This window comes from Amycolatopsis sp. cmx-4-61 (assembly GCF_046548775.1).
GTDB lineage: Bacteria > Actinomycetota > Actinomycetes > Mycobacteriales > Pseudonocardiaceae > Amycolatopsis.
On record NZ_JAEBEI010000015.1, the window covers coordinates 246,356 to 266,734 of the forward strand.

General features: G+C 74.1%; 17 protein-coding genes. 14 read left to right on the forward strand and 3 right to left on the reverse strand.

The genetic code is table 11. From position 1 onward, the window contains the following. Positions 1-162 precede the first annotated feature (162 nt). From ACLJOU_RS33860 to ACLJOU_RS33905, 10 genes are all read left to right on the forward strand, one after another. Positions 163-300: a hypothetical protein gene (locus ACLJOU_RS33860; RefSeq protein ID WP_410573317.1), complete on the forward strand. Its 138-nt coding sequence runs from the start codon at positions 163-165 to the stop codon at positions 298-300. A gap of 254 nt (positions 301-554) precedes the next feature. Continuing rightward, on the forward strand, positions 555-1,088 hold the full coding sequence (locus ACLJOU_RS33865) for a hypothetical protein (protein WP_410573318.1): 534 nt from the start codon (positions 555-557) through the stop codon (positions 1,086-1,088). After that, entirely contained in the window at positions 1,085-1,540 is a 456-nt protein-coding gene (locus tag ACLJOU_RS33870) for a GNAT family N-acetyltransferase (protein ID WP_410573319.1), read from the forward strand. Before ACLJOU_RS33865 ends, ACLJOU_RS33870 begins: the two co-directional genes overlap by 4 nt. Next, complete coding sequence (locus ACLJOU_RS33875) at positions 1,533-1,970, forward strand: hypothetical protein (RefSeq protein WP_410573320.1); 438 nt, start codon at positions 1,533-1,535, stop codon at positions 1,968-1,970. Before ACLJOU_RS33870 ends, ACLJOU_RS33875 begins: the two co-directional genes overlap by 8 nt. Continuing rightward, positions 1,958-2,539: a GNAT family N-acetyltransferase gene (locus ACLJOU_RS33880; RefSeq protein WP_410573321.1), complete on the forward strand. Its 582-nt coding sequence runs from the start codon at positions 1,958-1,960 to the stop codon at positions 2,537-2,539. Before ACLJOU_RS33875 ends, ACLJOU_RS33880 begins: the two co-directional genes overlap by 13 nt. Continuing rightward, positions 2,536-5,706 (forward strand): S41 family peptidase, encoded by a 3,171-nt coding sequence (locus tag ACLJOU_RS33885; RefSeq protein ID WP_410573322.1) that lies wholly within the window; start codon positions 2,536-2,538, stop codon positions 5,704-5,706. The genes ACLJOU_RS33880 and ACLJOU_RS33885 overlap by 4 nt, the downstream gene beginning before the upstream one ends. Continuing rightward, positions 5,703-6,398 carry a 4'-phosphopantetheinyl transferase family protein gene (locus ACLJOU_RS33890; RefSeq protein ID WP_410573323.1) on the forward strand — a complete coding sequence of 232 codons (696 nt, stop codon included), beginning with the start codon at positions 5,703-5,705 and terminating at the stop codon, positions 6,396-6,398. Before ACLJOU_RS33885 ends, ACLJOU_RS33890 begins: the two co-directional genes overlap by 4 nt. Before the next feature lie 307 nt (positions 6,399-6,705). Beyond that, positions 6,706-9,561, forward strand: a complete 2,856-nt coding sequence (locus ACLJOU_RS33895; RefSeq protein ID WP_410573324.1) for a type 2 lanthipeptide synthetase LanM family protein — start codon at positions 6,706-6,708, stop codon at positions 9,559-9,561. A gap of 31 nt (positions 9,562-9,592) precedes the next feature. Beyond that, complete coding sequence (locus ACLJOU_RS33900; protein ID WP_410573325.1) at positions 9,593-9,799, forward strand: hypothetical protein; 207 nt, start codon at positions 9,593-9,595, stop codon at positions 9,797-9,799. Between the two features lie 111 nt (positions 9,800-9,910). Further along, positions 9,911-12,847, forward strand: coding sequence for an AAA family ATPase (locus tag ACLJOU_RS33905; RefSeq protein ID WP_410573326.1), 2,937 nt, complete (start codon positions 9,911-9,913; stop codon positions 12,845-12,847). Between the two features lie 126 nt (positions 12,848-12,973). Here the strand turns inward: ACLJOU_RS33905 and ACLJOU_RS33910 are convergent, their stop codons facing one another. Then, positions 12,974-13,978, reverse strand: coding sequence for a sugar phosphate isomerase/epimerase family protein (locus tag ACLJOU_RS33910; protein WP_410573327.1), 1,005 nt, complete (start codon positions 13,976-13,978; stop codon positions 12,974-12,976). Continuing rightward, the gene (locus tag ACLJOU_RS33915) at positions 13,975-15,120 is read right to left on the reverse strand and encodes a Gfo/Idh/MocA family protein (RefSeq protein WP_410573328.1); all 1,146 of its coding nucleotides are present in this window, start codon (positions 15,118-15,120) and stop codon (positions 13,975-13,977) included. The genes ACLJOU_RS33910 and ACLJOU_RS33915 overlap by 4 nt, the downstream gene beginning before the upstream one ends. 228 nt (positions 15,121-15,348) lie before the next feature. Here ACLJOU_RS33915 and ACLJOU_RS33920 point away from each other — a divergent pair, with 228 nt between their 5' ends. Next, positions 15,349-15,558, forward strand: a complete 210-nt coding sequence (locus tag ACLJOU_RS33920; RefSeq protein WP_410573329.1) for a hypothetical protein — start codon at positions 15,349-15,351, stop codon at positions 15,556-15,558. A 49-nt stretch (positions 15,559-15,607) separates the two neighbouring features. On the opposite strand, the gene ACLJOU_RS33925 is transcribed toward ACLJOU_RS33920, so the two are convergent. After that, positions 15,608-16,792, reverse strand: coding sequence for an FAD-dependent monooxygenase (locus tag ACLJOU_RS33925; RefSeq protein ID WP_410573330.1), 1,185 nt, complete (start codon positions 16,790-16,792; stop codon positions 15,608-15,610). A 108-nt stretch (positions 16,793-16,900) separates the two neighbouring features. Between ACLJOU_RS33925 and ACLJOU_RS33930 the strand changes: the two genes are divergently transcribed. The 3 genes from ACLJOU_RS33930 to ACLJOU_RS33940 all read left to right on the forward strand — a co-directional run bounded on the left by ACLJOU_RS33930 (position 16,901) and on the right by ACLJOU_RS33940 (position 20,283). Beyond that, complete coding sequence (locus tag ACLJOU_RS33930; protein ID WP_410573331.1) at positions 16,901-17,389, forward strand: MarR family winged helix-turn-helix transcriptional regulator; 489 nt, start codon at positions 16,901-16,903, stop codon at positions 17,387-17,389. Positions 17,390-17,523: 134 nt separating this feature from the next. After that, positions 17,524-19,161, forward strand: coding sequence for a glycoside hydrolase family 44 protein (locus ACLJOU_RS33935; RefSeq protein ID WP_410573332.1), 1,638 nt, complete (start codon positions 17,524-17,526; stop codon positions 19,159-19,161). Between the two features lie 252 nt (positions 19,162-19,413). Beyond that, entirely contained in the window at positions 19,414-20,283 is an 870-nt protein-coding gene (locus ACLJOU_RS33940; protein WP_410573333.1) for a condensation domain-containing protein, read from the forward strand. Positions 20,284-20,379 lie beyond the last annotated feature (96 nt).

Here is a 20,379-nt window from a genome sequence, read left to right on the forward strand (position 1 = left end):
CGGCGGTGGCACGTTCTCCGTGGCACGAACATGACACCGCGGGCGGCGGAGTTCTCCTTGACCCGCAACGGTTCTTCGGTGAATCTGGGTTGGCCCCGCTCGGAACGCAGGAATTGCGGACCGGATCCGCGGGGAATCCCACCAAAGGAATGAGGTAGCTCCATGTCGAAGGAAGCTTCGAAGGTCGCCAGCAAGGTCGCCAGCAAGGTCGCTTCGAAGGTCGCCAGCAAGGTCGCCAGCAAGGAGGCCTCCAAGGAGGCGTCCAAGGAGGCCTCGAAGGTCGCTTCCAAGGAGGCGTGACGCGACGGCGGGATGGCGTCGCTCGCTGCGCCGCCATCCCGCCGGACCCGGCGCTTCCCCACCGGGAAGTGCCGGTCTCGCGGCCACCACGGGCGCGGCACCGCCGCCGGCACCCCGCCGGCCGGTGCCGCTCCCGCGGCACCGCCGCCCCCGACGAGCGGTCACTTTCAGTGAAAGTGCCCTCCGCGGCGCCCGAGGGGCAGCACTTTCCCGTGAAGTGACCAATACCGCGTTCCACCAGCCCGGGAGGGGCCATGACCTCGATCGCGCCCGCCGCGCCGGCCGTTGCCGCGCCGGTGGACTCCGTGCTGCCGCGCTGGTCGGCCCGCGCCTGCGCGGCGGCCGACCGGTCCGCCGTGCTCGCGCTGTTCGCCGACCCCGGCTTCTTCTTCCGCACCGACCGGCCCGACACGCGGCCGGAAGCGGAGATCGACCGGCTCCTCGGCGACGACACGCGCGTGCTCTGCGCCGACGGTGAGCCCGTCGGCCTCTACGCGCTCGAGCACGAAGGCAGCGAGCACGGCTGCCACTACGTCCTGGACCTGCGCCTGCGCTCCGACCTCCCCACGCACTGGTGGCACGCCGCCTACCGCGAGATCGTGCGGGCCCTGCGGTGGCGCCGCGAGGTGGTGCGGCTGTCGGTCCGGTTCCCCGAGTTCGACCCGGCGGGCCTGGCCTTCGCGCGGTCCGCCGGGCTCACCGAAGAGGGCACGCTCGCCGGCGTGACCACCCACGAAGGCCGTCGCCGCGGCACGGTCTTCTTCTCCCAGGTCTGGGCGGAGTCATGAAACTGCGCGGATACCGCGGCACCGACCGCGAGCTGCTGACCGGCCCGTGGCTCGCCGGCGAGCTGCTGGGCCTGCCGATCGAGGAGTGGCCGGTGCTGGCCGAACCGACGCAGGTCCCGCCGCCCGCCGGGCCCGACGAAGAACTGTGCGTCGCCGACGGCGCCTTCGTCCGCTACACCGGGATCGATTGGGTGCACCGGCGGGCCCGCGTCGAGATCGGCGTCCACAGTGGATTGTCCGAGGTGGACGCCCTGCTCGAAGCGGTCGTGGCGCACGGCTTCACCGGCCTGAACCTGCGGCGCCTACACGGCTGGGTCACCCCGGCCGCGGCGCCCGGCTCGGGCGCGCTGGCCGCCGCCGGGTTCCGGCGCGAAGCGGTCGTCCCGGCCGCCACCTGGTTCGACGGCGCACCCGCCGCACGGGAGATCTGGGGGACGACCCGCCATGACTGAACTGAGGCCGCTCTCGCCCGCCGAGGCCGTCCGGGGGCTGCGGCGCGCGGGGACCGCCGCGCGCGGGTTCCTCGGCATCGACCCGGTGACCCAGAACGACGCCCTGCTCGTGCGCGAGCTCACCCGCCGCGAGGCCCAGGTGTACGCCGCGGGCGGCGCGCTGGTCGGCTGCGTGCCGAACGGGGCGCAGCCGCGCCAGGCGTACGTCTCCAGCACGTCCGCCGGTCCCGAGCCGGTGCGCGCGCTGCTCGGGCACCTCACCACCTACCAGCGGCGGACGTCGTTCGTCGCGCTGGTCCCCGAGAGCGGTGCCGCCGCCTTCCTCGGGGCCGGGTTCGCCCGCAGCGGCGTGCTGCCCGGTCACCACTACGCCGGCCACGCGTTCCACGACGTGCTGGTCCTGGTGAAGGAGGAGCCATGCCGATCGTGACCGTCCGGCACTTCACCGAAGACGACGTCCCGCTGCGCACGGAACTGCTGCGCGAGGCCCGGTTCACGGCGAACCTCACCGACTTCGCCGTCGGCTCGGACGACGACGGCCTGCAGGCCCGCCAGCTGCGCACCATCACCGAGGAACAGCGCACCAAGCGGATCTTCACCGTCTGCGGCCCGCACGACCGCGTGATGGGGTTCGCGTGGATCACCTCGATCGACTGGCGCGCGCAGTGCTGCGAGCTGTCCTTCGGCGTGCTCCCGCGCGACCGCGGGCTCGGCGCGTTCGCCGTCTACGCGGTGCACAAGCACCTGCGCGACGAGCTGAACATGCGCGTCATCATCAACCAGGTCCTCACGCACAACACCATGTTCCTGTCCGCCGAGGCGCTCGAAGCCCAGCACCAGGTCCGGTGCGAGCGGGACTCCTACACCGTCGGGGAATGGCGGACGGCGTGCTACTGGACCTTGTCCGACGAGGACATCCAGCAGCACGAGGCGTCCGCGGAGGAACGCCGCCGGGCGCTGGCCGAGCGGATCCGCGCGCGCATCGAGGCCCGGTCGTGACCGGGCGGGCCGGGTACCTGCGGACCCCCGCGGTCTCCGGCGGCACCCTGTACTTCGCCTGCGAGGACGATCTGTGGTCGGTGCCCGCCGCCGGCGGCCGGGCGCACCGCCTGACCGCGGGCCCGGGCGAGGCCCGGCGGCCGCGGATCTCCCCGGACGGCACGGAGATCGCCTTCGTCGGCACCTACGACGGCCCGGCCGAGGTGTACGTCATGCCCGCCCAGGGCGGCCCGCCCCGGCGGCTGACCTTCCAGGCCGGCCGCTGCGTCACCGTCGGCTGGCACCCGCACACCGGCGAGGTCCTCTACGCGACCGACGCCGAACAGCCGGCCGGCTTCGGCGCGCGCCTGTTCTCCGTGCCCCCGTCCGGCGGTCCCGCGCGGCCGCTGCGGCTCGGCCCGGCCGACACGATCGCCTTCGGCGGCGTCGGCGGGGTTGTGGTCGGCCGCAACACCGCGGATCCCGCGCGGTGGAAGCGCTACCGCGGCGGCGGCACCGGCGAACTGTGGTTCGCCGAGCAGGAAGCCGGGCCGTTCACGCGGCTGGTGGCGCTGCCGGGGAACGTCGCCGACCCCTGCTGGGCCGGCGGCCGCGTCCACTTCATCAGCGACCACGAGGGCATCGGCAACGTCTATTCGTGCCTGCCCGACGGCACCGACCTGCGCTGCCACACCGACCACCACGACCACTACGCGCGCGGGCTCAGCACCGACGGCACCCGGCTGGTCTACGCCGCGGGCGCCCGGCTGCACCTGCTCGACACGCGCGGCGCGCGGCCGGTGGAGGTCGACCTGGGCGGCGCGGCCCCGCAGCGCGGCCGCCGCTTCGCCCCGGCGGGTGAGTACCTCGACGGCGCACGGCTGTCCCCCGACGGCACCCGGCTCGCGGTGACCGCCCGCGGCAAGGCGTTCACCTTCGCGCACTGGTCCGGGCCGGTCCGCGGCCACGGCAGCGCCGACGGCGTGCGCTACCGCCTGCTGCGCTGGCTGGCCGGCGGGCGGCAGCTCGTCGCCGTCGCCGCCGACGAGAGCCCGGACGAGCGGATCGTGCTGATGGACGCCGAGGGCGGCGAGGACGCCCCGGTGCTCGTCGCGGGCGGCGTCGGGCACATCACCGAGCTGACCGCCTCCCCGGCGTCCGGGCTCGTCGCCTTCGCGACCAGCCGCCAGCGCGTGTGGCTCGTGGACACCGCCGACGTGCTGCCCCGGCCCCGGCTGCTCGACGCGAGCCGGCACGAGCGCATCGAGGATCTCGCTTGGTCGCCCGACGGCCGCTGGCTGGCCTACACGTTCCCGGAGTCGCCGCGCACGTCGTCGATCAAGCTCGCCGACACCACGACCGGGCGGACCCACCGGGTGACCGAGCCGGTGGTGCGGGACGCGCGCCCGGCGTTCGACCCCTCCGGGCGGTACCTGTACTTCCTCGGCCAGCGCGACCTCACGCCCGAGCTGGACCAGGTGCAGTTCGACGTCGGGTTCCCGTTCGGCTCGCGGCCGTACCTGATCACGCTGCGGGCGGACGAGGAGTCGCCGTTCGAGCCACGGGCCGCCGTGCCCGGGCAGGCGCGGCCCGCCGCGCGCGGCGACGGCCGGGTGGCGGTCGACCTGGACGGGATTTCCCGGCGGGTGGCGGCGTTCCCCGTGCCCGAAGGCCGCTACAGCGACATCGCCCCGCTGCCCGGCCGGGTGCTGCTGCTGTCGGTGCCGCTCGCCGCGCCCGACCCGGCACACCCGGACTCCGGCGGCGAGGGCACGGTGTCGCTGGTGGACCTCGGCACCGGCCGGGTCACCGCCGGCTGCCTCGGCGCGGTCGACGAGCTGGACGTGCGCGGCGACGTCGTGCTGCACCGCACCGACAGCCGGCTGCGGGTGCTGCGCGCCGATGCCGCCGGCGACCCGCCCGACGGCGAGGAGCCGGGCCCGGCCACCGGCTGGGTCGACCTCGGGCGCGTCAAGGTCCCGTTCGACCCGTCCGCCGAGTGGCGGCAGATGTTCCGCGAGGCGTGGCGGCTGCAGCGCGAAGGCTACTGGGACGCGCGGATGTCCGGCCTCGACTGGGACGCCGTCTACGACCGGTACGCGCCGCTGGCGGAGCTGGTGTCGTGCCGCGCCGAGCTGTCGGACCTGATCTGGGAGCTGCACGGCGAGCTCGGCACCTCGCACGCGTTCGAGCGCGGCGGCGAGTACCGCGCCGGACCGGACGAGGCGCAGGGCTTCCTCGGCGTCGACTGGGACACCGCCGGCGACGGCTCGCAGTGGCGGATCGCGCGGATCCTGCGGGGCGACCCGTGGAACCCGAAGGCCGGCTCGCCGTGCGCCCGGCTCGGCGCGGACATCCGCGCGGGCGACGCCGTGGTCGCGGTCAACGGCCGCCGGGTCGGGCCGCCGGGTCCCGGCGAGCTCCTGGTCGGCCAGGCCGACCGCGAGGTCGAGCTGACCGTGCGGCGCGGCGGCGCCGAGCACCGTGTGGTGGTGCGGGCGTGCGCGAGCGAGGCACGGGCGCGGTACCTGGACTGGGCCGAGGGCAACCGCGCGTACGTGCGGGCGGTGTCGGGCGAACGGCTGGGCTACCTGCACGTACCCGACATGACGCGCAGCGGCTACGCCGACTTCGTCCGCGGGTTCCTCACCGAACTGGACCGCGACGGCCTGATCGTGGACGTCCGGTTCAACACCGGCGGGCACGTGTCACCGCTGCTGCTCGACCGGCTCGCCCGGCGCCGCACCGGCACCGAGCACGGCCGGTGGAGCGGGACGGCGCCGTACCCGACGGAGTCGCCGCGCGGCCCGATGGCGACGCTGCTGAACGAGCACACCGGCTCCGACGGCGAGATCTTCGCCCACGTGTTCCGCGCGCTCGGGCTGGGCCCGCTGATCGGCAGGCGCAGCTGGGGCGGGGTGATCGCGACCTGGCCGCGGCACCGGCTGGTGGACGGCACGGTCACCACTCAGCCGGAGTTCCGCTACCGGTTCGGCGACGTGGGTGCCTCGCTGGAGAACCACGGCGTGGAGCCCGATCTGGCGGTCGTGCCCGCCCCGGACCGGCTGTTGCCGGGCGAGGACGACCAGCTCGCCGCGGCGGTCGCGCACCTGCTGGCGGAGCTGGGCTCGCCGTCGGACGAGCTGCCCGCGCCGCGGGCGGCCCTGCTGCTGCCGCAGGCGCCATGATCGTCGACGTCTGGCTCGTGCCGATCCGCCCGCGGCCGTCGTGGCTCGGGTTGCTCTCGGAAGCGGAACGCGCCCGCGCCGCCCGGCTGGCGGCGACGCCGGCCGGGGACGTGTTCGTGACTTCCCGTGCGCTGCAACGCCTCTGGGGCGCGGCCGCGGTCGGCGTCCCACCGGCGGAGGTGGCGGTCGACCGGTCGTGCGAGCACTGCGGCGACCCCGGCCACGGCCGGCCGCGGCTGACGGGAGCCCCCGCGTTCTCGGTGTCGCACACCGGGCGGTGGCTGCTGCTCACGACGGCGGAGCGGGGCCGGATCGGCGCCGACATCGAGGACCCGGCCGCGGCGGCCGACCCCGCCGGGCTGGCGGGGGTGGTGCTGTCGGCGGCCGAGCACCGGGAGTTTTCGGCGGCCCCGGCGGAGCGGGCCGGTCGCCTGCTGACGGCCTGGACGCGCAAGGAGGCGGCGATGAAGCTGGCGGGACTGGGCCTGGCCGCGGCCCCGGCCCGGGTGGACGTGCGGGGGTCGCTGGCCCTCTCGGACGTACCGGGCTGGCCGCGCGACCCGGTGCACCTCCGGCCGCTGGCGGCGCCGGACGGCCACGTGGCGGCGCTGGCCACGACCGTGCCGGTGGCGACGGTGCGCCGGCGCACGCCGGCCGGGCTCGGTACCCGGGCGGCCGCGGGGACGCCGTGACCGCGCGCCGATCGGGCGCAACCGGACTTGCCGCACGAACGAGGCACCCGGCGATCCCGGCCCGCACTCACCCCGCCGGGCGTACCCACCCAGCCACCCGAACCCCCAAAACCCGCTCCCACCGGCTACGCAGCCACCCCGCCCGAACCCCCGAGCCAACCCCCTGACCTGCCAGAACCCCCCGCGCCCGCCACCGCACCCACCGCGGAACTGAGCGATCCCCTTCCCCTACCCGGAGCAAGGGGCCGCCAATCTGGGTAGCGAGTACCCATGTACGCGCATCTCCCGCAGTGCGAATCTTTTCGGCGTGAGCCAGACAGTCGAGCGTCCCGAGCAGGCCCCCCACGAGGCACCGGCCTGGTGGACCGCCGCTCGCCTTCCCGGCGAGGCCGGTGGCGACCGGCCCGCCTGGGCGGTGCTCGCGGACGAGGTGCTGGCCTCGCTGCCCGCCGACGGTGACTGGCCCGCTCCCGTCGACGCCGACGGCGACCGCGTCTTCCGCCACGCGGTGCTGCCGTTCGCCGCCGCCACCCGGGAGCTGCTGCTGCAGCGAACCCCCGCCGCCGAGCGCGTGTGGCCCGGTGTCGAAACCTGGCTCTGCGGGCAGCTCACGGCGCTCGCCGCCCGGACCTTCGTGCTCGAACTGCACTCGGCGAAGAAGGCCGGCCTGCTGCGCGGGGCCACCGGGCGCGACCGCTTCGTCGACTTCCTGCGCCTCCTCGGCGGCCGCGGGTACCTCACCGGCGTCCTGGGCCGCCACCCCGTGCTGGCCCGGCTGCTCGCCCGGACCTGCCTGCGCACCGCCGACGCCGTCGCCGAGCTGCTCACGCGGTTCGCCGCCGACCGGGGCGCCCTGCGCGCCGGCCTGCTGGCGGGCAGCGCCGCCGAGCTCACCGACCTCACCCTGGGCGCCGGGGACGTGCACTCCGGCGGCCGCGCGGTCGCCGTGCTCGGCTTCGCCGACGGACGGCAGCTCGTCTACAAGCCGCGCCCGCTCGGCCTGCTCGCCCGGTGGGGCGACCTGCTGCGCTGGTTCGCCGAGGAACGGCCCGGGCTCGCGCCGCGCCCGGTGGGCGTGCTCGCCCGCGACGGCTACGGCTGGGCCGAGTACGTGCCCGCGCGGCCGTGCGCCGACCAGGCCGGCGTCGAGCTCTTCTACCGCCGTCAAGGCGCGCTGCTGGCCCTGCTCTACGCGCTCGACGCCACCGACATGCACTGCGAAAACCTGATCGCCTGCGGTGACCAGCCGATGCTGGTGGACGTCGAAACGCTGTTCCACCCCGCGTTCACCGCGCTGACCCGCAACGGCCCCGACCCCGCCGCCGCCGCGCTGCACCGCTCGGTGGCCCGCACCGCCCTGCTGCCCACGCTGATGCTCGGCGAGCACGGCGCCCTCGACGTCTCGGCGTTCGGCGGCGGCAACGGCGAGCAGAGCCCCGGGCAGGTGCCGCACTGGACCGGCGCCGGAACCGACGACATGCGCCTGGCCCGCGGGCCGCTTCCCTACGCCGGCGGCACGAACCGTCCGGTGCTCGCCGGGGCCGAGGTCGACGCCGGGATGTACCGCCAGAGCCTGCTGAGCGGCTTCCGCGCCGCCTACGAGTCACTGGTCGACCGCCGCGCCGAGCTGCTCGGTGGTGCGCTGGCGGCGTTCGCCGGCGAGGAGATCCGCCTGGTGCTGCGGCCGACGCAGGTCTACGCGACCATGCTGGCCGAGTCGACGCACCCCGCGCACCTCGCCGCCGGGGCCGCCCGGCCCGGAGCGTTCGCCTCGCTCGCCGAGGACCACGCGAAGGCCCACCTGCCCGCGCTCGCGCCGCACGAGGTCACCGAGCTGTGCGACGGGGACGTCCCGGTGTTCACCGCCGCGGCGGGCTCGGTCGACGTCACCGCCGGCACCGGTGTGGTGCTGCACGGCCTGCTGGCCGCGAGCGGGCTCGACCAGGCCCGCGCGAAGATCGCCCAGCTGTGCGACGAGGACCTGCGCGAGCAGGAGTGGTTCGTGGAGGCCACGCTGGCCACCCGCCGCCCCGAGGTCCGCCACGGCGCGGGGTCCCCGCTGCCCGGCGCGGTCGCCGCCGTCGTGCCCGACAGCCAGCACCTGCTCGCGCTGGCCTCGGCGATCGGCGACGACCTCGTCGCCCGCGCCGCCCACGACGCCGGGCGGGCCAACTGGGTCGGCCTGGAACTGCTCGACGGACGGCACTGGCTCGTGCTGCCGATGGGTGCCGGGCTCGCCGAGGGCTACTGCGGCACGGCGCTGTTCCTGGCCCAGCTGGGCGAATTGACCGGCACCTCCCGGTATTCCGAGCTGGCCGCGAAGGCCGTGCGCACGCTGCCGGTGCTCGTCGAGGTCCTCGCCGAACACCCGGAACTGGCCCGCGAAGTCGGTTCCGGGGGGTTCTTCGGCCTCGGCGGGATCTGTTACGCACTGGCCCGGCTGGCCAACCTCCTCGGGGACAGCGCCCTCGCCGCCTGCCTGCCGGCCGCGATCTCCGCGACCGCCGCCGCCGACGCGGCCGCGCCCGTGGGCGTCGGCGAAGGCACCGCGGGCGCGCTCGCGGCGATGCACGCCGTGCACGCCGAAAGCGGGCTGCCCGAAGCGGCCGCGCTGGCCGCCACGCTCACCCGGCGCCTGGCCGGTGCCCCGCGGCCCGCCGACCCCGGCTTCCTCTGGGGCGCGGCCGGCGTCGACTGGGCCCTCGGCCGGGGCGGCCGGACGGCCGAGCCGGTGGCCGGCGACCTGGGCTGGTGCTCGGGCCTGGCCGGCCGGGTCCTCGCCGCGGCCGCCGCGCCGGGGCAGGCCGGGCCGCGGCCCGGCACCGCCGTCCGGACGGCGGACGCGTTCTCGGCCGCGGTGGCCGCCCGGCCGCCGTCGACCGACCAATCCCTCTGCCACGGCGAGCTGGGCACCTTGGAAGCCCTCGTGGTGCTGGCCGGGCAGGGTCACGAACCGTCGGTCTCCGCGTTGCGGAGGGCGGCATCGCGCCTCGTGGGCGCAGTGGAAGGGCACGGGCTCCAGTGCGGTACGCCGCACGGAGTAGCGAGTCCCGGCTTGCTGACCGGAACCGGGGGTATCGGTTTCGGGTTGTTGCGGGTCGGTTTTGCCGAACAGGTTCCGTCGGTTCTCTTGCTGGAGCCTGCGGATCGCACGGGGAAATAACCGCCGAACACACCTCATCACGGGAGTGAACATGCGCAACGACACCAACGCCGGCGAATTCGACGAGACCGCCGCCGGCGCGGAGGCGGACAGCCCGCTGGGCGAAGCCACCCCTGGTGCCGGCACCAAGATCGGTGTCCGCGCGGGGATTCTCGCCGGGCTCACCCTCGGCGTGGCCAGTGCCGCGGTCGTCACCATGGACATCAGCACCGTGGTGAGCAACCACACGCACGCGTGACGTGCTCGGCACGGCACAAAGCGTGACAACAACCCCAAGTTTTCCGTCCGAACAGTGGAATCTCCACCGGAAGACCACCGAATTCGTGACTGCGGTCTCTAAGGTTGGCGCATGCGCACCCGTGCCCCCGCTCTCGTCGGCCGAGGAACGGAGATCGAAGAGATCGAGCGGGTGTTGCACGACGCTCGCCGCTCTTCGGGATCGGCCGTCTTCGTCACGGGGGAACCCGGCATCGGCAAAACCCGGCTCGCCGCCGAAGCGGTCGGCCACGCCCTGGACGCGGGACTGGTGGTGCTGCGCGGCCGCGGCAGCACCACCGGGCCCGCCGTGCCGTTCCGGGCGCTCACCGAAGCACTGCTGTCCCTGGCCCGCACCGGCGGCCGCGAGCTGGTCGAACAGCTCGGGCCGTACCGGTCGGTGCTGGGCAGGCTGATCCCCGACTGGGCCACCGGCGCGGACACCGCGGGCGACTCGTCGCTGGTGGTGCTCGCCGAGGCGACGCTGCGGCTCACCGGGCTGGCCGGGGCGGGCCGCGGCTGCCTCTTCGTCGTCGACGACCTGCAGGACGCCGACGTGGAAACCCTGGCCGTGGTGGAGTACCTGGCCGCCAACGTCCGCACGCAGCCGGTGGTCGTGCTGGCCACGCTGCGCGCCGAACCCTCCCCCGCGCTGGAGACGGCCCACGCCGTCGCCCGGCGCGGCGAGGGCTTCCTCATGCCGCTGGACAGCCTCGGACCCGACGAGGTGCGGGACGTCGTGGCGTCGTCGCTCGGCGCGGAGCCGGACCAGGTGCCGTCCGAAGTGGCCGAGCGCCTGTTCGCCGACAGCGCGGGCAACCCCCTGGTCGTCGAGGAACTGCTGCACAGCATGGTGGCGTCGGGTGAGCTGGTGAACGGCGCGGCGGGCTGGCGGTTCACCGGCCACGGCCGCGGCGCCGTCCCCGCCACCCTCGTCACGATCATCACCCGCCGCGCCGACCGCCTCGGCGAACGCGGCAAGCAGCTGCTGGCCATCGCCGCGGTGCTCGGCCGCCGGTTCCCGCTGTCGGTGGTGCAGCGGGTGAGCGAGCTCGACGACCACAGCCTCTTCGGCCACCTGCAGTCCGCCGTCGCCGCCCAGCTGCTCACCGCCGACGAGCGCGGCGAAGACTGGTACGCCTTCCGGCACCCGCTCACCGCCGAGGCGCTGCTGACCCTGCTCAACCCGGCCGAGCGCGTGACCCTGTCGGCGAAGGCGGCCGACGCCGTCGTGGAGCTGCACCCCGATCTGCCGGGCGAGCTGTGCAGCCTGGCGGCGTCGCTGCGGCTGGGGGCGGGCGACCGCTGGGCCGCCGCCGACCTGTACCGCGAGGCCGCCCAGCGCGCGCTGGGCGAAGGCGCGCCGGGATCGGCCGTGGCCGTGCTCGAGCACGCCGTCAACCTGCTCGGCGACGACGCCGGCCGCGGCACGGAGCAGTCCGGCCGGTACCGGGACCTGCTGGAGCTGCTGCTGTTCGCGCTGGCGGAGGCCGGGCAGTTCGACCGCGCGGTGAAGGTCGCGCGCTCGCTGCGCCCGGCCGACGGCCGCGACTCCGCGCGCCAGATCCGCGTCCACGTCCGCCTGGCCTGGGCGGCGCAGGTCGCCGGCCGCTGGGCCGAGGGTTTCGAGCAGGTCGCCGCGGCCCGGGCGCTGCTGCCGGAGACGGGGCTGGACGAGGAGTCCGTGGCGGTGGACGCCGTGGACGCGTACCTGTCGATGTCCGGTCCGGCGCCCGACCGGGTGCGCCGCAGCGAAGAACTGGGCCGCCGCGCGGTCGCCGGGGCGGAGCGGATCGGCTCGCCGTCGACGGCGTGCCAGGCGCTCTACGCGGTCGGGTTCGTCGTGCGCGAGCGCGAGATGGCGGAGTCCGACGAGTGCTTCCGGCGGATGCTCGACAAGGCCGCCGAGCACGGGCTGACGAACTGGCGCAACTACGCGCTGGTCGGGCTGGGCGGCAACGCCTGGCTGGCGGAGGCCGACCCGTCCGGGCTGGAAACCGCGCGCGCCGAGGCGTTGCGCACCGGCGGGATCAGCCTGGCCTACAACGCGGACGCCGTGCTGGGCCTGCATTCCGTGCTGTGCGGCCGGTTCGCCGAGGCCGAACAGCGGCTCGGCGCCTGCTACGCCGAGGCGTCGCGGATCAAGCTGTACGCCGTCACCCGGTACGTGCAGATGGCGCAGGCCGTGCTGGCGGGACACCGCGGCGACCGGCGGGCGATGGAGACCGCGCTCGGCGACTTCCGCCGCAGCGGCGGTGACGCGGGCCCGGAGGCCCCGCTCGCCCGCGGCCTGGCCCAGGTCTTCTGCTCGCTGCTGGAGGAAGATCGCGACACCGCGCGCGCCGAGCTGGACACCCTGGCCGCCGACCAGGCGCGCCAGCAGAGCACGTTCCACCTCGCCGGCACCCACGGCCTGAAGCTGCTGCTCGACGTCATCGCCGGCGACGCGACCTGGGACGACCACCGGCGCATCGCCGCCGGAGCCGTCGGCGGGATGCGCTGGAACCGCCAGTTCGTGCTGCTGGCCGAAGCGGTGCTGCACGGCCGCGACAACGCGCCCGATGCGGCCGCCACGGCGATGCGGCGGGCGGCCCAGGCGGCCGCCCCGTTCGGCGTCGCGCGCCCGCTGGGCCTGCGCCTGGCCGCCGAGCCCGCCGTCGACCACGGCTGGGGCGAGCCGGCGGAATGGCTGCGCGAAGCCGAAAGCCACTTCCACGGCGCGGACGTGATCCCGGTGGCCAGCGCGTGCCGGGCGCTGCTGCGCCGGGCCGGGGCTTCGGTGCAGCAGCGCCGCACCGGGACCGAGCGGGTGCCCGAAAGCCTGCGCGCGATCGGCGTGACCCTGCGCGAGTACGAGGTGTTCGAGCTGCTGGCGTTCCGGCTCAGCAACAAGGCACTGGCGGCGCGCCTGCACATCTCCCCGCGCACGGTGGAGAAGCACGTGGCGGCCCTGCTGATGAAGACTTCGGTCCGCGACCGCGCCGAACTGGCCCGGTTCGCCGCGGAGCACTCATCGGCTTCGGAGGTCTGAACCCCCGGCGGGCACGGGCGCCGGCACGCCCCGCCTCGGACGACTCCCCATCAGTCCAGTTCGGACCGCCGCCGTTGCGCGGCGCGGTTCGTCAGCGGGCCACGGCCGACGCCCCCGCCAGCGCGCTCAGTCCCGGTTGCGGAACGCCGCGTCGAAAGCCGCCGTCGGGCGGTCGAACAGGTGCTCGCGCAGGTACTTCACCGCCTCCGCCGCGCCACGGAGCCGGTCCATGCCGGCGTCTTCCCACTCCACCGAGATCGGGCCGGCGTAACCGATCGAGTTGAGGGCCCGGAAGCAGTCCTCCCACGGGACGTCGCCGTGGCCGACGGAGACGAAGTCCCAGCCGCGCCGCGGATCCGCCCACGCCAGGTGCGAACCGAGCCGTCCGTTGCGGCCGTCGAAGCGCTTGCGGGTGTCCTTGCAGTCGACGTGGTAGATGCGGTCGGCGAAGTCGAGGATGAACCCGACCGGGTCGAGGTCCTGCCACACGAAGTGCGACGGGTCCCAGTTCAGCCCGAACGCCGGCCGGTGCCCGACGGCTTCCAGCGCGCGCTTGGTCGTCCAGTGGTCGTAGGCGATCTCCGACGGGTGGACCTCGTGCGCGAACCGGACGCCCACCTCGTCGAAGACGTCGAGGATGGGGTGCCAGCGACGGGCGAAGTCCGCGTAACCGTCGTCGATTTCCTCGCGCGACACCGGCGGGAACATCGCCACGTACTTCCAGATCTTCGAGCCGGTGAAGCCGATGACGGTGTCCACGCCGAGCTTCGCCGCCGCGCGCGCGGTGTCGGCCATCTCCGCCGCCGCCCGCTGCCGGACGCCCTCGGGTTCGCCGTCGCCCCAGATCCGGGAGGGCAGGATCGCCCGGTGCCGGTGGTCGATCGGGTCGTCGCAGACGGCCTGCCCGACGAGGTGGTTCGAGATCGCCCACACCTTCAGGCCGTGCTCGGCGAGCAGCCGCAGCCGTCCCGGCACGTAGTCCTCTTCGGACAGTGCCCGGTCGACCTCGAAGTGGTCACCGGAACAGGCGATCTCCAGCCCGTCGTACCCCCACTTCGCGGCCAGTTCGCAGACCTCGGTGAACGGCAGATCGGCCCATTGGCCGGTGAACAACGTGACCGGACGACTCATTTCTCCTCCACCGGTGTCCAGCGCGCTTCCGCGGCGGCGCTCTTCTCGACCGCGGCCAGCACCCGCTGGACCCGCAGCCCGTCGTCGAAACCCGGCTCGGGGTCGGTGCCCGCGCCGATGGCGCCGAGCAGGTCGGCGACCTCGTGGGTGAACGTGTGCTCGTAGCCGAGCAGGTGCCCCGGCGGCCACCACGCGCCGACGTACGGGTGCTGCGGCTCGGTGACCAGGATCCGCCGGAACCCGGCCTCGGTCCCGGCGCCCTCGTACCACTGGAGTTCGTTCATCGCCTCGAAGTCGAACGCCAGACTGGCCTTCGAGCCGTTGATCTCCAGCCGCATCGCGTTCTTGCGGCCGAGCGCGAACCGGGTCGCCTCGAAGGTCGCCACCGCTCCCCCGGACAGCCGGGCGAGGAACAACGCCGTGTCGTCGACCGTCACCTCGTCCGTCCCGCCGGACTCGGCCGGCCGGTGCTTGACGAAGGTGTTCGTCAGCGCCGAGACGCCGGTGATCAGCTCACCGGTGACGAACTGGGCCGCGTCCACGATGTGCGCCCCGAGGTCGCCCAGCGCACCCGAACCCGCGCTTTCGCGCCGCAGCCGCCAGGTCATCGGCGCTCGCGCGTCCGACAGCCAGTCCTGCAGGTACACCGACCGCACGTGCCGGACCTCGCCGAGCGCCCCGCTCGCCACCAGGTTCCGGGCGTGGGCGAGCGCGGGCACCCGGCGGTAGTTGAACGCGACCATGGCCCGCACCCCGCGCTCGCGGGCCCGCCGCGCCGCCTCGGCCATTGCTTCGGCTTCCTCGACCGAGTTGGCCAGCGGCTTTTCGCAGAGCACGTGCTTGCCGGCCTCGAGCGCGGCGATCGCGATCTCGGCGTGGCTGTCCCCCGGCGTGCAGACGTCGACCAGGCCCACGTCGTCCCGGGCGACCAGCTTCCGCCAGTCCGTCTCGACGGCGTCCCAGCCGAACCGCTCGGCGGCCGCCCTGGCCCGCTGCTCGTCGCGGCCGCCGAGCACCGCGAGCCGCGGCACCAGCGGCGGGTCGAAGAACCGGTGCACGCTGCGCCAGGCGTGCGAGTGCACCGCCCCCATGAAGGCGTGCCCCACCATGCCGATCCCGATGGTTTCCCGTGCCGGGCTCATTCCCCTCCTCGTGGGTTGCGCGGTGGCGTCCCACCGACCGCTCCGGGGTGCTCACCCGCGTCAGCCTACTGGTGGTTTCCCGGTCTCCGGTCCCCTCGAGTTGTGGCCGCTGAGGTACCGGTGGGGGTCACCCGGACCGGTGCCATCGAGGACGAAGCCGTTCGACCGGCCGAATTCGGGGCAGCCTCCCGCCATCGGCAACCGGCTTCACGACACAGGAGGATCACCATGCGACGGATCATCACCGCGCTGGGTGCGTTGGCGTTGACGACCGGAGTCCTCGTCGGCACCACAGCCCAGGCCCCGGCCCAGGCGTCGGCCCAGGTGGAAACCGGCCCGGCGACCCAGTGCATCGGCTATTCGTTGTTGATGTACGCGTCGACGGGGCTGTGCGTCCACGACCGGTACTTCCCGGTGCTCACCCACCCGGGCAGCTGACCCGTCCCGGCGGGCGGCGGGTCCTCTCCGCGGACAGGACGGACCCGCCTCACCGCGCCGGCACGGGGAAGTCCGGCAGCGTCAGCGCGGAGTGCTCGGGCCGCGGCGTGCGCGGCGGGGCCGTCTCGAGCTGCCGCAGCGCGGCGTTGCGGCGTTCGAGCGCTTCCGCCGTGGCCGGGAACAGCGTCGCCTGGCCTTCGTTGACCAGGCCCTGGTTGGCTTCGGCGAAGCCCCGCAGGCGGTGCTCGTACGCCGTGAAAGCCGCCGCGTGGTCCGGGATCGTGGCCAGCGCGTGGCCGAGCACGTACGCGCCCGCCAGGGCGAGGCTGGTGCCCTGGCCGGTCAGGAACGAGGGCGCGTGGGCGGCGTCGCCGGCCAGGACGACGCGGCCCGCCGACCAGCGCGGCATGCGGATCTGGCTGATGACGTCGAAAAAGAGGTCGTCGGCCGCGCGCATCGCCGCCACCATGCGCGGGATCTCCCAGCCCTCGCCGTCGAAGGTGCGGGCGATCAGGTCGCGCTGCGCCTCGGGGTTCCGGAACGCCTCGAGCGGTGGCTCCGGCCGGGCGAAGACCAGGAAACCGTGGACCTGCTCGCTGTCGAGGACCGCGTACAGCGCCGCGCCCTTGCCGGGCGTGCTCCACGCCAGTCCCTCGCGCACGAGCCCGAAGTCGTTCGGCAGGGTGAACCCCGCGAAGCTGTAGCCGAGGTAGTGGTGGAACGGTGCCTCGTCACCGAAGACGAGCTCCCGGGTCCGGGAGTGCAGGCCGTCGGCGCCGATCACCAGGTCGTAGGTCTCCCGGCGGCCGCTGCGAAAGGTGACGTCGACACCGCCGGCGTGGTCGGCCAGGGTTTCGACCGTGTCGCCGAACCGGACCTCGACGTCGTCGCGCACCAGGTCGTACAGCGTCCGGATCAGGTCGCCGCGGCGGATCTCGAGGTCTTCGCCGTCGGCACCGCCGACGATCGCGTCCGGGACCAGGGACGCCACTTCGCCGCCGTCGGCGTCGAGGAACGTCAGCCGTCGCGTGGAGATGTGCAGCTCACGCAGGCGAGGCAGGATGCCCATCCGTTCGACGGCGTCCAGGGCCGTGCCGCGGATGTCGATGGGATAACCGCCGATCCGCAGTCCGGGCGCCTTTTCGACGACGGTGACCGCGAACCCGGAATGGTGCAGCCAGTACGCCAGTGCCGGACCGGCGATGCTGGCGCCCGAGATGAGAACCTTCTTCACGACCCCTCCAATAGCTAAGTTAGGTATCCAATAGCCGGGTGCGACAATCCCCGTGGCCAACCCCGACCCGGCCAACTATATACCTAAGTTAGCTATCTAAGAGGTGTGATGGGCGACACAGACACCGGCGACGGGTCCGACCTGCGTGCCGTGCTGCCCCGGATCCTGCAGCTGGGCACCCTGATGAACCGCAGCGGCCTCGCCGAGCGGGCGATGAAGCGGATCGGGGCCGACCTCGACCGGCCCGGGCTGTCGATCATCATCGCCCTGTACACGGCCGGGAAAGCGATGCGCGTCGGCGAAATCGCGGACCGGATGCAGGTCGCCGGCCCGCACGTCACGCGGCACCTGCACGTGCTGGAACGACGGCGGCTCGTGCACGGCCTGCCCGACCCGGACGACCGGCGCGCCCGGCTGGTCGAGCTGACCCCGGACGGCACCGAGATCGCCGACCGGTACGTCACCACGTTGCTCGGCTGGTTCGGCGACGCGCTGGCGAACTGGTCCCCCGCGGATCGCCGGACCTTCTACGACCTGCTTCTGCGGTTCACCGACGACCTCGCGGCCTTCCTGTCCGCGACCGCGGAACAGGAGTAACGCGGCCGGAGCGCCGACACGCCACCCCGGGAGCCGGGGTGGAGCACCACGGCACCGCCGATCGCCCGATTGACGGACAGCCCACGCCGGGTAACGTTTGGGAGCGCTCCCAGAAGCCGACGGCAGGAGTTCCGATGGGTGCCCAGCGACGACGTCACCTCAGGCCGGGACCGGCGAGCGCGGGTCTCCTGGCCGCGCTGCTGACCGCGCAGGTCGTTGCGGCGCCCCCGGTTTCCGCGGCCAGCGTCGGCCTGTCCGTGGACCTCTTCGCGGCCCGGCATTCCATCAGTCCCGACATCTACGGGATGAACGGCGGCGACCCCGCGCTCGTCGCCGAGCTCGGTACGCCCGTCTCCCGCTGGGGCGGCAACGCCAGCAGCCGCTACAACTTCACCAACCACACCTACAACACCGGCAGCGACTGGTACTTCGAAAACATCGTCGCCGGGCCGGACAACACCCTGGAAGCGTACGTCCAGCGCAACCGGGACCGCGGGATCAAGCAGGTGGTCACCCTGCCGATGTCCGGCTGGGTGGCCAAGGACTCGCCGTCGTCGCCGCACGCCTGCGGCTTCCCCGCCACCCGCTTCCCCGCCCAGGACGCGTTCGACCAGTGGGACGCCAACTGCGGCAACGGACGGCTGGACAACGCGAACCTCACCGGCGCCGAACCCACCGACACCTCGATCCCGGCGGACGCGTCGTTCGCGGGCGCGGAGGTGTCGCACCTGGTGAACCAGTTCGGCCCGGCCGCCCGCGGCGGCGTGCCGATCTACGAACTCGACAACGAGCCGGTGCTGTGGAGCTCCACCCACCGCGACGTGCACCCGCAGCCGGTGACCGACGACGAGCTGGGCACCAAGAGCACGGCGACCGCGGCGGCCGTCAAAGCCGCCGATCCGCGCGCGGCGGTCCTCGGCCCGTCCGGCTGGGGCTACTGCGAATGGGTCGCCTCCGGGCCGGACGGGTGCGCGCCGGGCGCGGACGCCGCCGCCCACGGCGGGCTCAACCTGTCCCAGTGGTTCCTCAAGAACATGAAGGACGCGAGCGGCGCGGCCGGCAAGCGGCTCCTCGACTACTTCGACCAGCACTACTACCCCCAGATCAGCGGCGACCGGACCCCGGAGGCGAACGCGTGGCGGCTGCGGTCGACGCGCTCGCTGTGGGACCCGTCCTACGTCGAGGAATCCTGGATCGGCCCGAGCGGGGTCAACGCTCCCCCGCTGCAGTTCATCCGCACGATGAAGCAGTGGGTCTCGCAGTACTACCCCGGCACCAAGACCGCCGTCACCGAGTACAACTGGGGCGCACTGGACGACATCAACGGCGCACTGGCCGAAGCCGACGTCCTGGGCATCTTCGGCCGCGAAGGCCTCGACCTCGCCACCATCTGGGGCGAACCCAAGCCCACGGACCCGGCCGCCTTCGCGTTCCGGATGTACCGCAACTACGACGGCACCGGCGGCAAGTTCGGCGACGTGAGCGTGTCGGCCACCAGCACCGACCAGGGACAGCTCGCGATCTACGGCGCCCAGCGCCGCTGCGACGGTGCCGTGACCCTCATGGTGGTCAACAAGACGGGCACCGACCTCGCCTCGCCGCTCTCGATCGCCGGCTTCGGCACCGGCACGGCGCAGCGGTTCACCTACGGCCCCGCCGCGCTCACCTCGATCGTGCGCGGCGCGGATCTGGCCGTGCAGCGCGGGCGCGTCACCACGACGTACCCGGCGAATTCGATCACGCTGCTCGTCCTGCCCCGCGCAGGGCGGTGACGAGCGGGTCCACGCCGAACGCCTCGTCCGGCACGCCCTGACCGGAGCCCCGGTGTCCCCGCCGGGGATTCGGCGTGCCGGAAGAACCGGGGCAGTGGCCGGGGACTTCCGGGCAAACTTCCGTCGCCCCTCGTCATTACCCGATGGTGTGGTGTTAACTGGCGCGACAGACAGAGAGCGTTTCCCCGACTCGGCTGCGACGGCACAAAGCAGTACCGGTTCGCCCGCCCCGCCCGGAAAGGCCGTCCCGCAATGCGAGTGTCCGCCCCGCTGTCGTCCGGTCAACAGCGCCTTTGGGCCGTCTCCCAGCTGCCCGGGGCCGGTCCGGCCTACAACGAGACCATGGCCTTCGCCCTGCGGGGACCGCTGGACCGCGAGGCGCTGCAACGGGCCTTCGACGCCCTCGCCGACCGCCACGAGGCCCTGCGGACCCGGATCGTCGTCGAAGACGGGCAGCCGGTGCAGCTCGTCGAACCCGCCGGGCACGGGTTCCCCTGCGTCGTCACCGAGGTTTCCGGACCGGACGAAGCGGCCGAACTGCGGCGGACCGACCCGGCCGAGGCGTTCGACCTGACGCGGGCGCCGCTGGCGCGGGCGCGGCTGGTGGCCGGGGCGCCGCCCCCCGATCGCCACGCTACCGGGGACCACCGACAGTTCCCGGCCGAGGACCACGTCCTGCTGATCACCGTGCACCACCTCGTCTTCGACGGCTGGTCACGCACCCTGCTGCTGCGCGAGCTCGGCACCCTCTACGCCGCCGAAGCGAACGGGACCGACCCGGAGCTGCCGCCCGCCCGGCCCTACCGCGAACACGCACTGGCGCAGCAGGACTGGCTGGCCGGCGACGGCCCGGCGCCGCACGAGGCCTACTGGCGGGAGCGGCTCGACGGCGTGCCGCCGGTGCTGGAGCTGCCCACCGACCGGCCACGCCCGGCCCGGCAGGACCACCGGGGTGCGCGGGTGCCCGTCTCGCTCGGCCCCGGCCTCACCGCGCGACTGAAGGCGGTGGCGCGTGAGCACGGCGTCACGCTGTACTCCACCATTCTGACCTGCTGGAACATGGCGGATTCAACTGGTCGTCGCAACACCTTGATCATGGAGGTGTGGGATGGGGCACGGTAGGAAGCAGTTGCCGGAGGCGCCGGTGGGTGCGCGGCGGCAGTGGGCGGCGGATCGGGCGTTGCGGCCGCCGATGCGTTCACCGGGCCGGCCGGAGCC

What these genes read in the sequence shown, in the direction of transcription:
- ACLJOU_RS33870 (WP_410573319.1), top strand. Translation starts at nt 1,085, where the DNA reads ATGAAACTGCGCGGATACCGCGGCACCGACCGCGAGCTGCTGACCGGC.
- ACLJOU_RS33860 (WP_410573317.1), top strand. Translation starts at nt 163, where the DNA reads ATGTCGAAGGAAGCTTCGAAGGTCGCCAGCAAGGTCGCCAGCAAGGTC.
- ACLJOU_RS33935 (WP_410573332.1), top strand. Translation starts at nt 17,524, where the DNA reads ATGGGTGCCCAGCGACGACGTCACCTCAGGCCGGGACCGGCGAGCGCG.
- ACLJOU_RS33910 (WP_410573327.1), bottom strand. Translation starts at nt 13,978, where the DNA reads ATGAGTCGTCCGGTCACGTTGTTCACCGGCCAATGGGCCGATCTGCCG.
- ACLJOU_RS33930 (WP_410573331.1), top strand. Translation starts at nt 16,901, where the DNA reads ATGGGCGACACAGACACCGGCGACGGGTCCGACCTGCGTGCCGTGCTG.
- ACLJOU_RS33875 (WP_410573320.1), top strand. Translation starts at nt 1,533, where the DNA reads ATGACTGAACTGAGGCCGCTCTCGCCCGCCGAGGCCGTCCGGGGGCTG.
- ACLJOU_RS33940 (WP_410573333.1), top strand. Translation starts at nt 19,414, where the DNA reads ATGCGAGTGTCCGCCCCGCTGTCGTCCGGTCAACAGCGCCTTTGGGCC.
- ACLJOU_RS33890 (WP_410573323.1), top strand. Translation starts at nt 5,703, where the DNA reads ATGATCGTCGACGTCTGGCTCGTGCCGATCCGCCCGCGGCCGTCGTGG.
- ACLJOU_RS33880 (WP_410573321.1), top strand. Translation starts at nt 1,958, where the DNA reads ATGCCGATCGTGACCGTCCGGCACTTCACCGAAGACGACGTCCCGCTG.
- ACLJOU_RS33920 (WP_410573329.1), top strand. Translation starts at nt 15,349, where the DNA reads ATGCGACGGATCATCACCGCGCTGGGTGCGTTGGCGTTGACGACCGGA.
- ACLJOU_RS33865 (WP_410573318.1), top strand. Translation starts at nt 555, where the DNA reads ATGACCTCGATCGCGCCCGCCGCGCCGGCCGTTGCCGCGCCGGTGGAC.
- ACLJOU_RS33905 (WP_410573326.1), top strand. Translation starts at nt 9,911, where the DNA reads ATGCGCACCCGTGCCCCCGCTCTCGTCGGCCGAGGAACGGAGATCGAA.
- ACLJOU_RS33915 (WP_410573328.1), bottom strand. Translation starts at nt 15,120, where the DNA reads ATGAGCCCGGCACGGGAAACCATCGGGATCGGCATGGTGGGGCACGCC.
- ACLJOU_RS33900 (WP_410573325.1), top strand. Translation starts at nt 9,593, where the DNA reads ATGCGCAACGACACCAACGCCGGCGAATTCGACGAGACCGCCGCCGGC.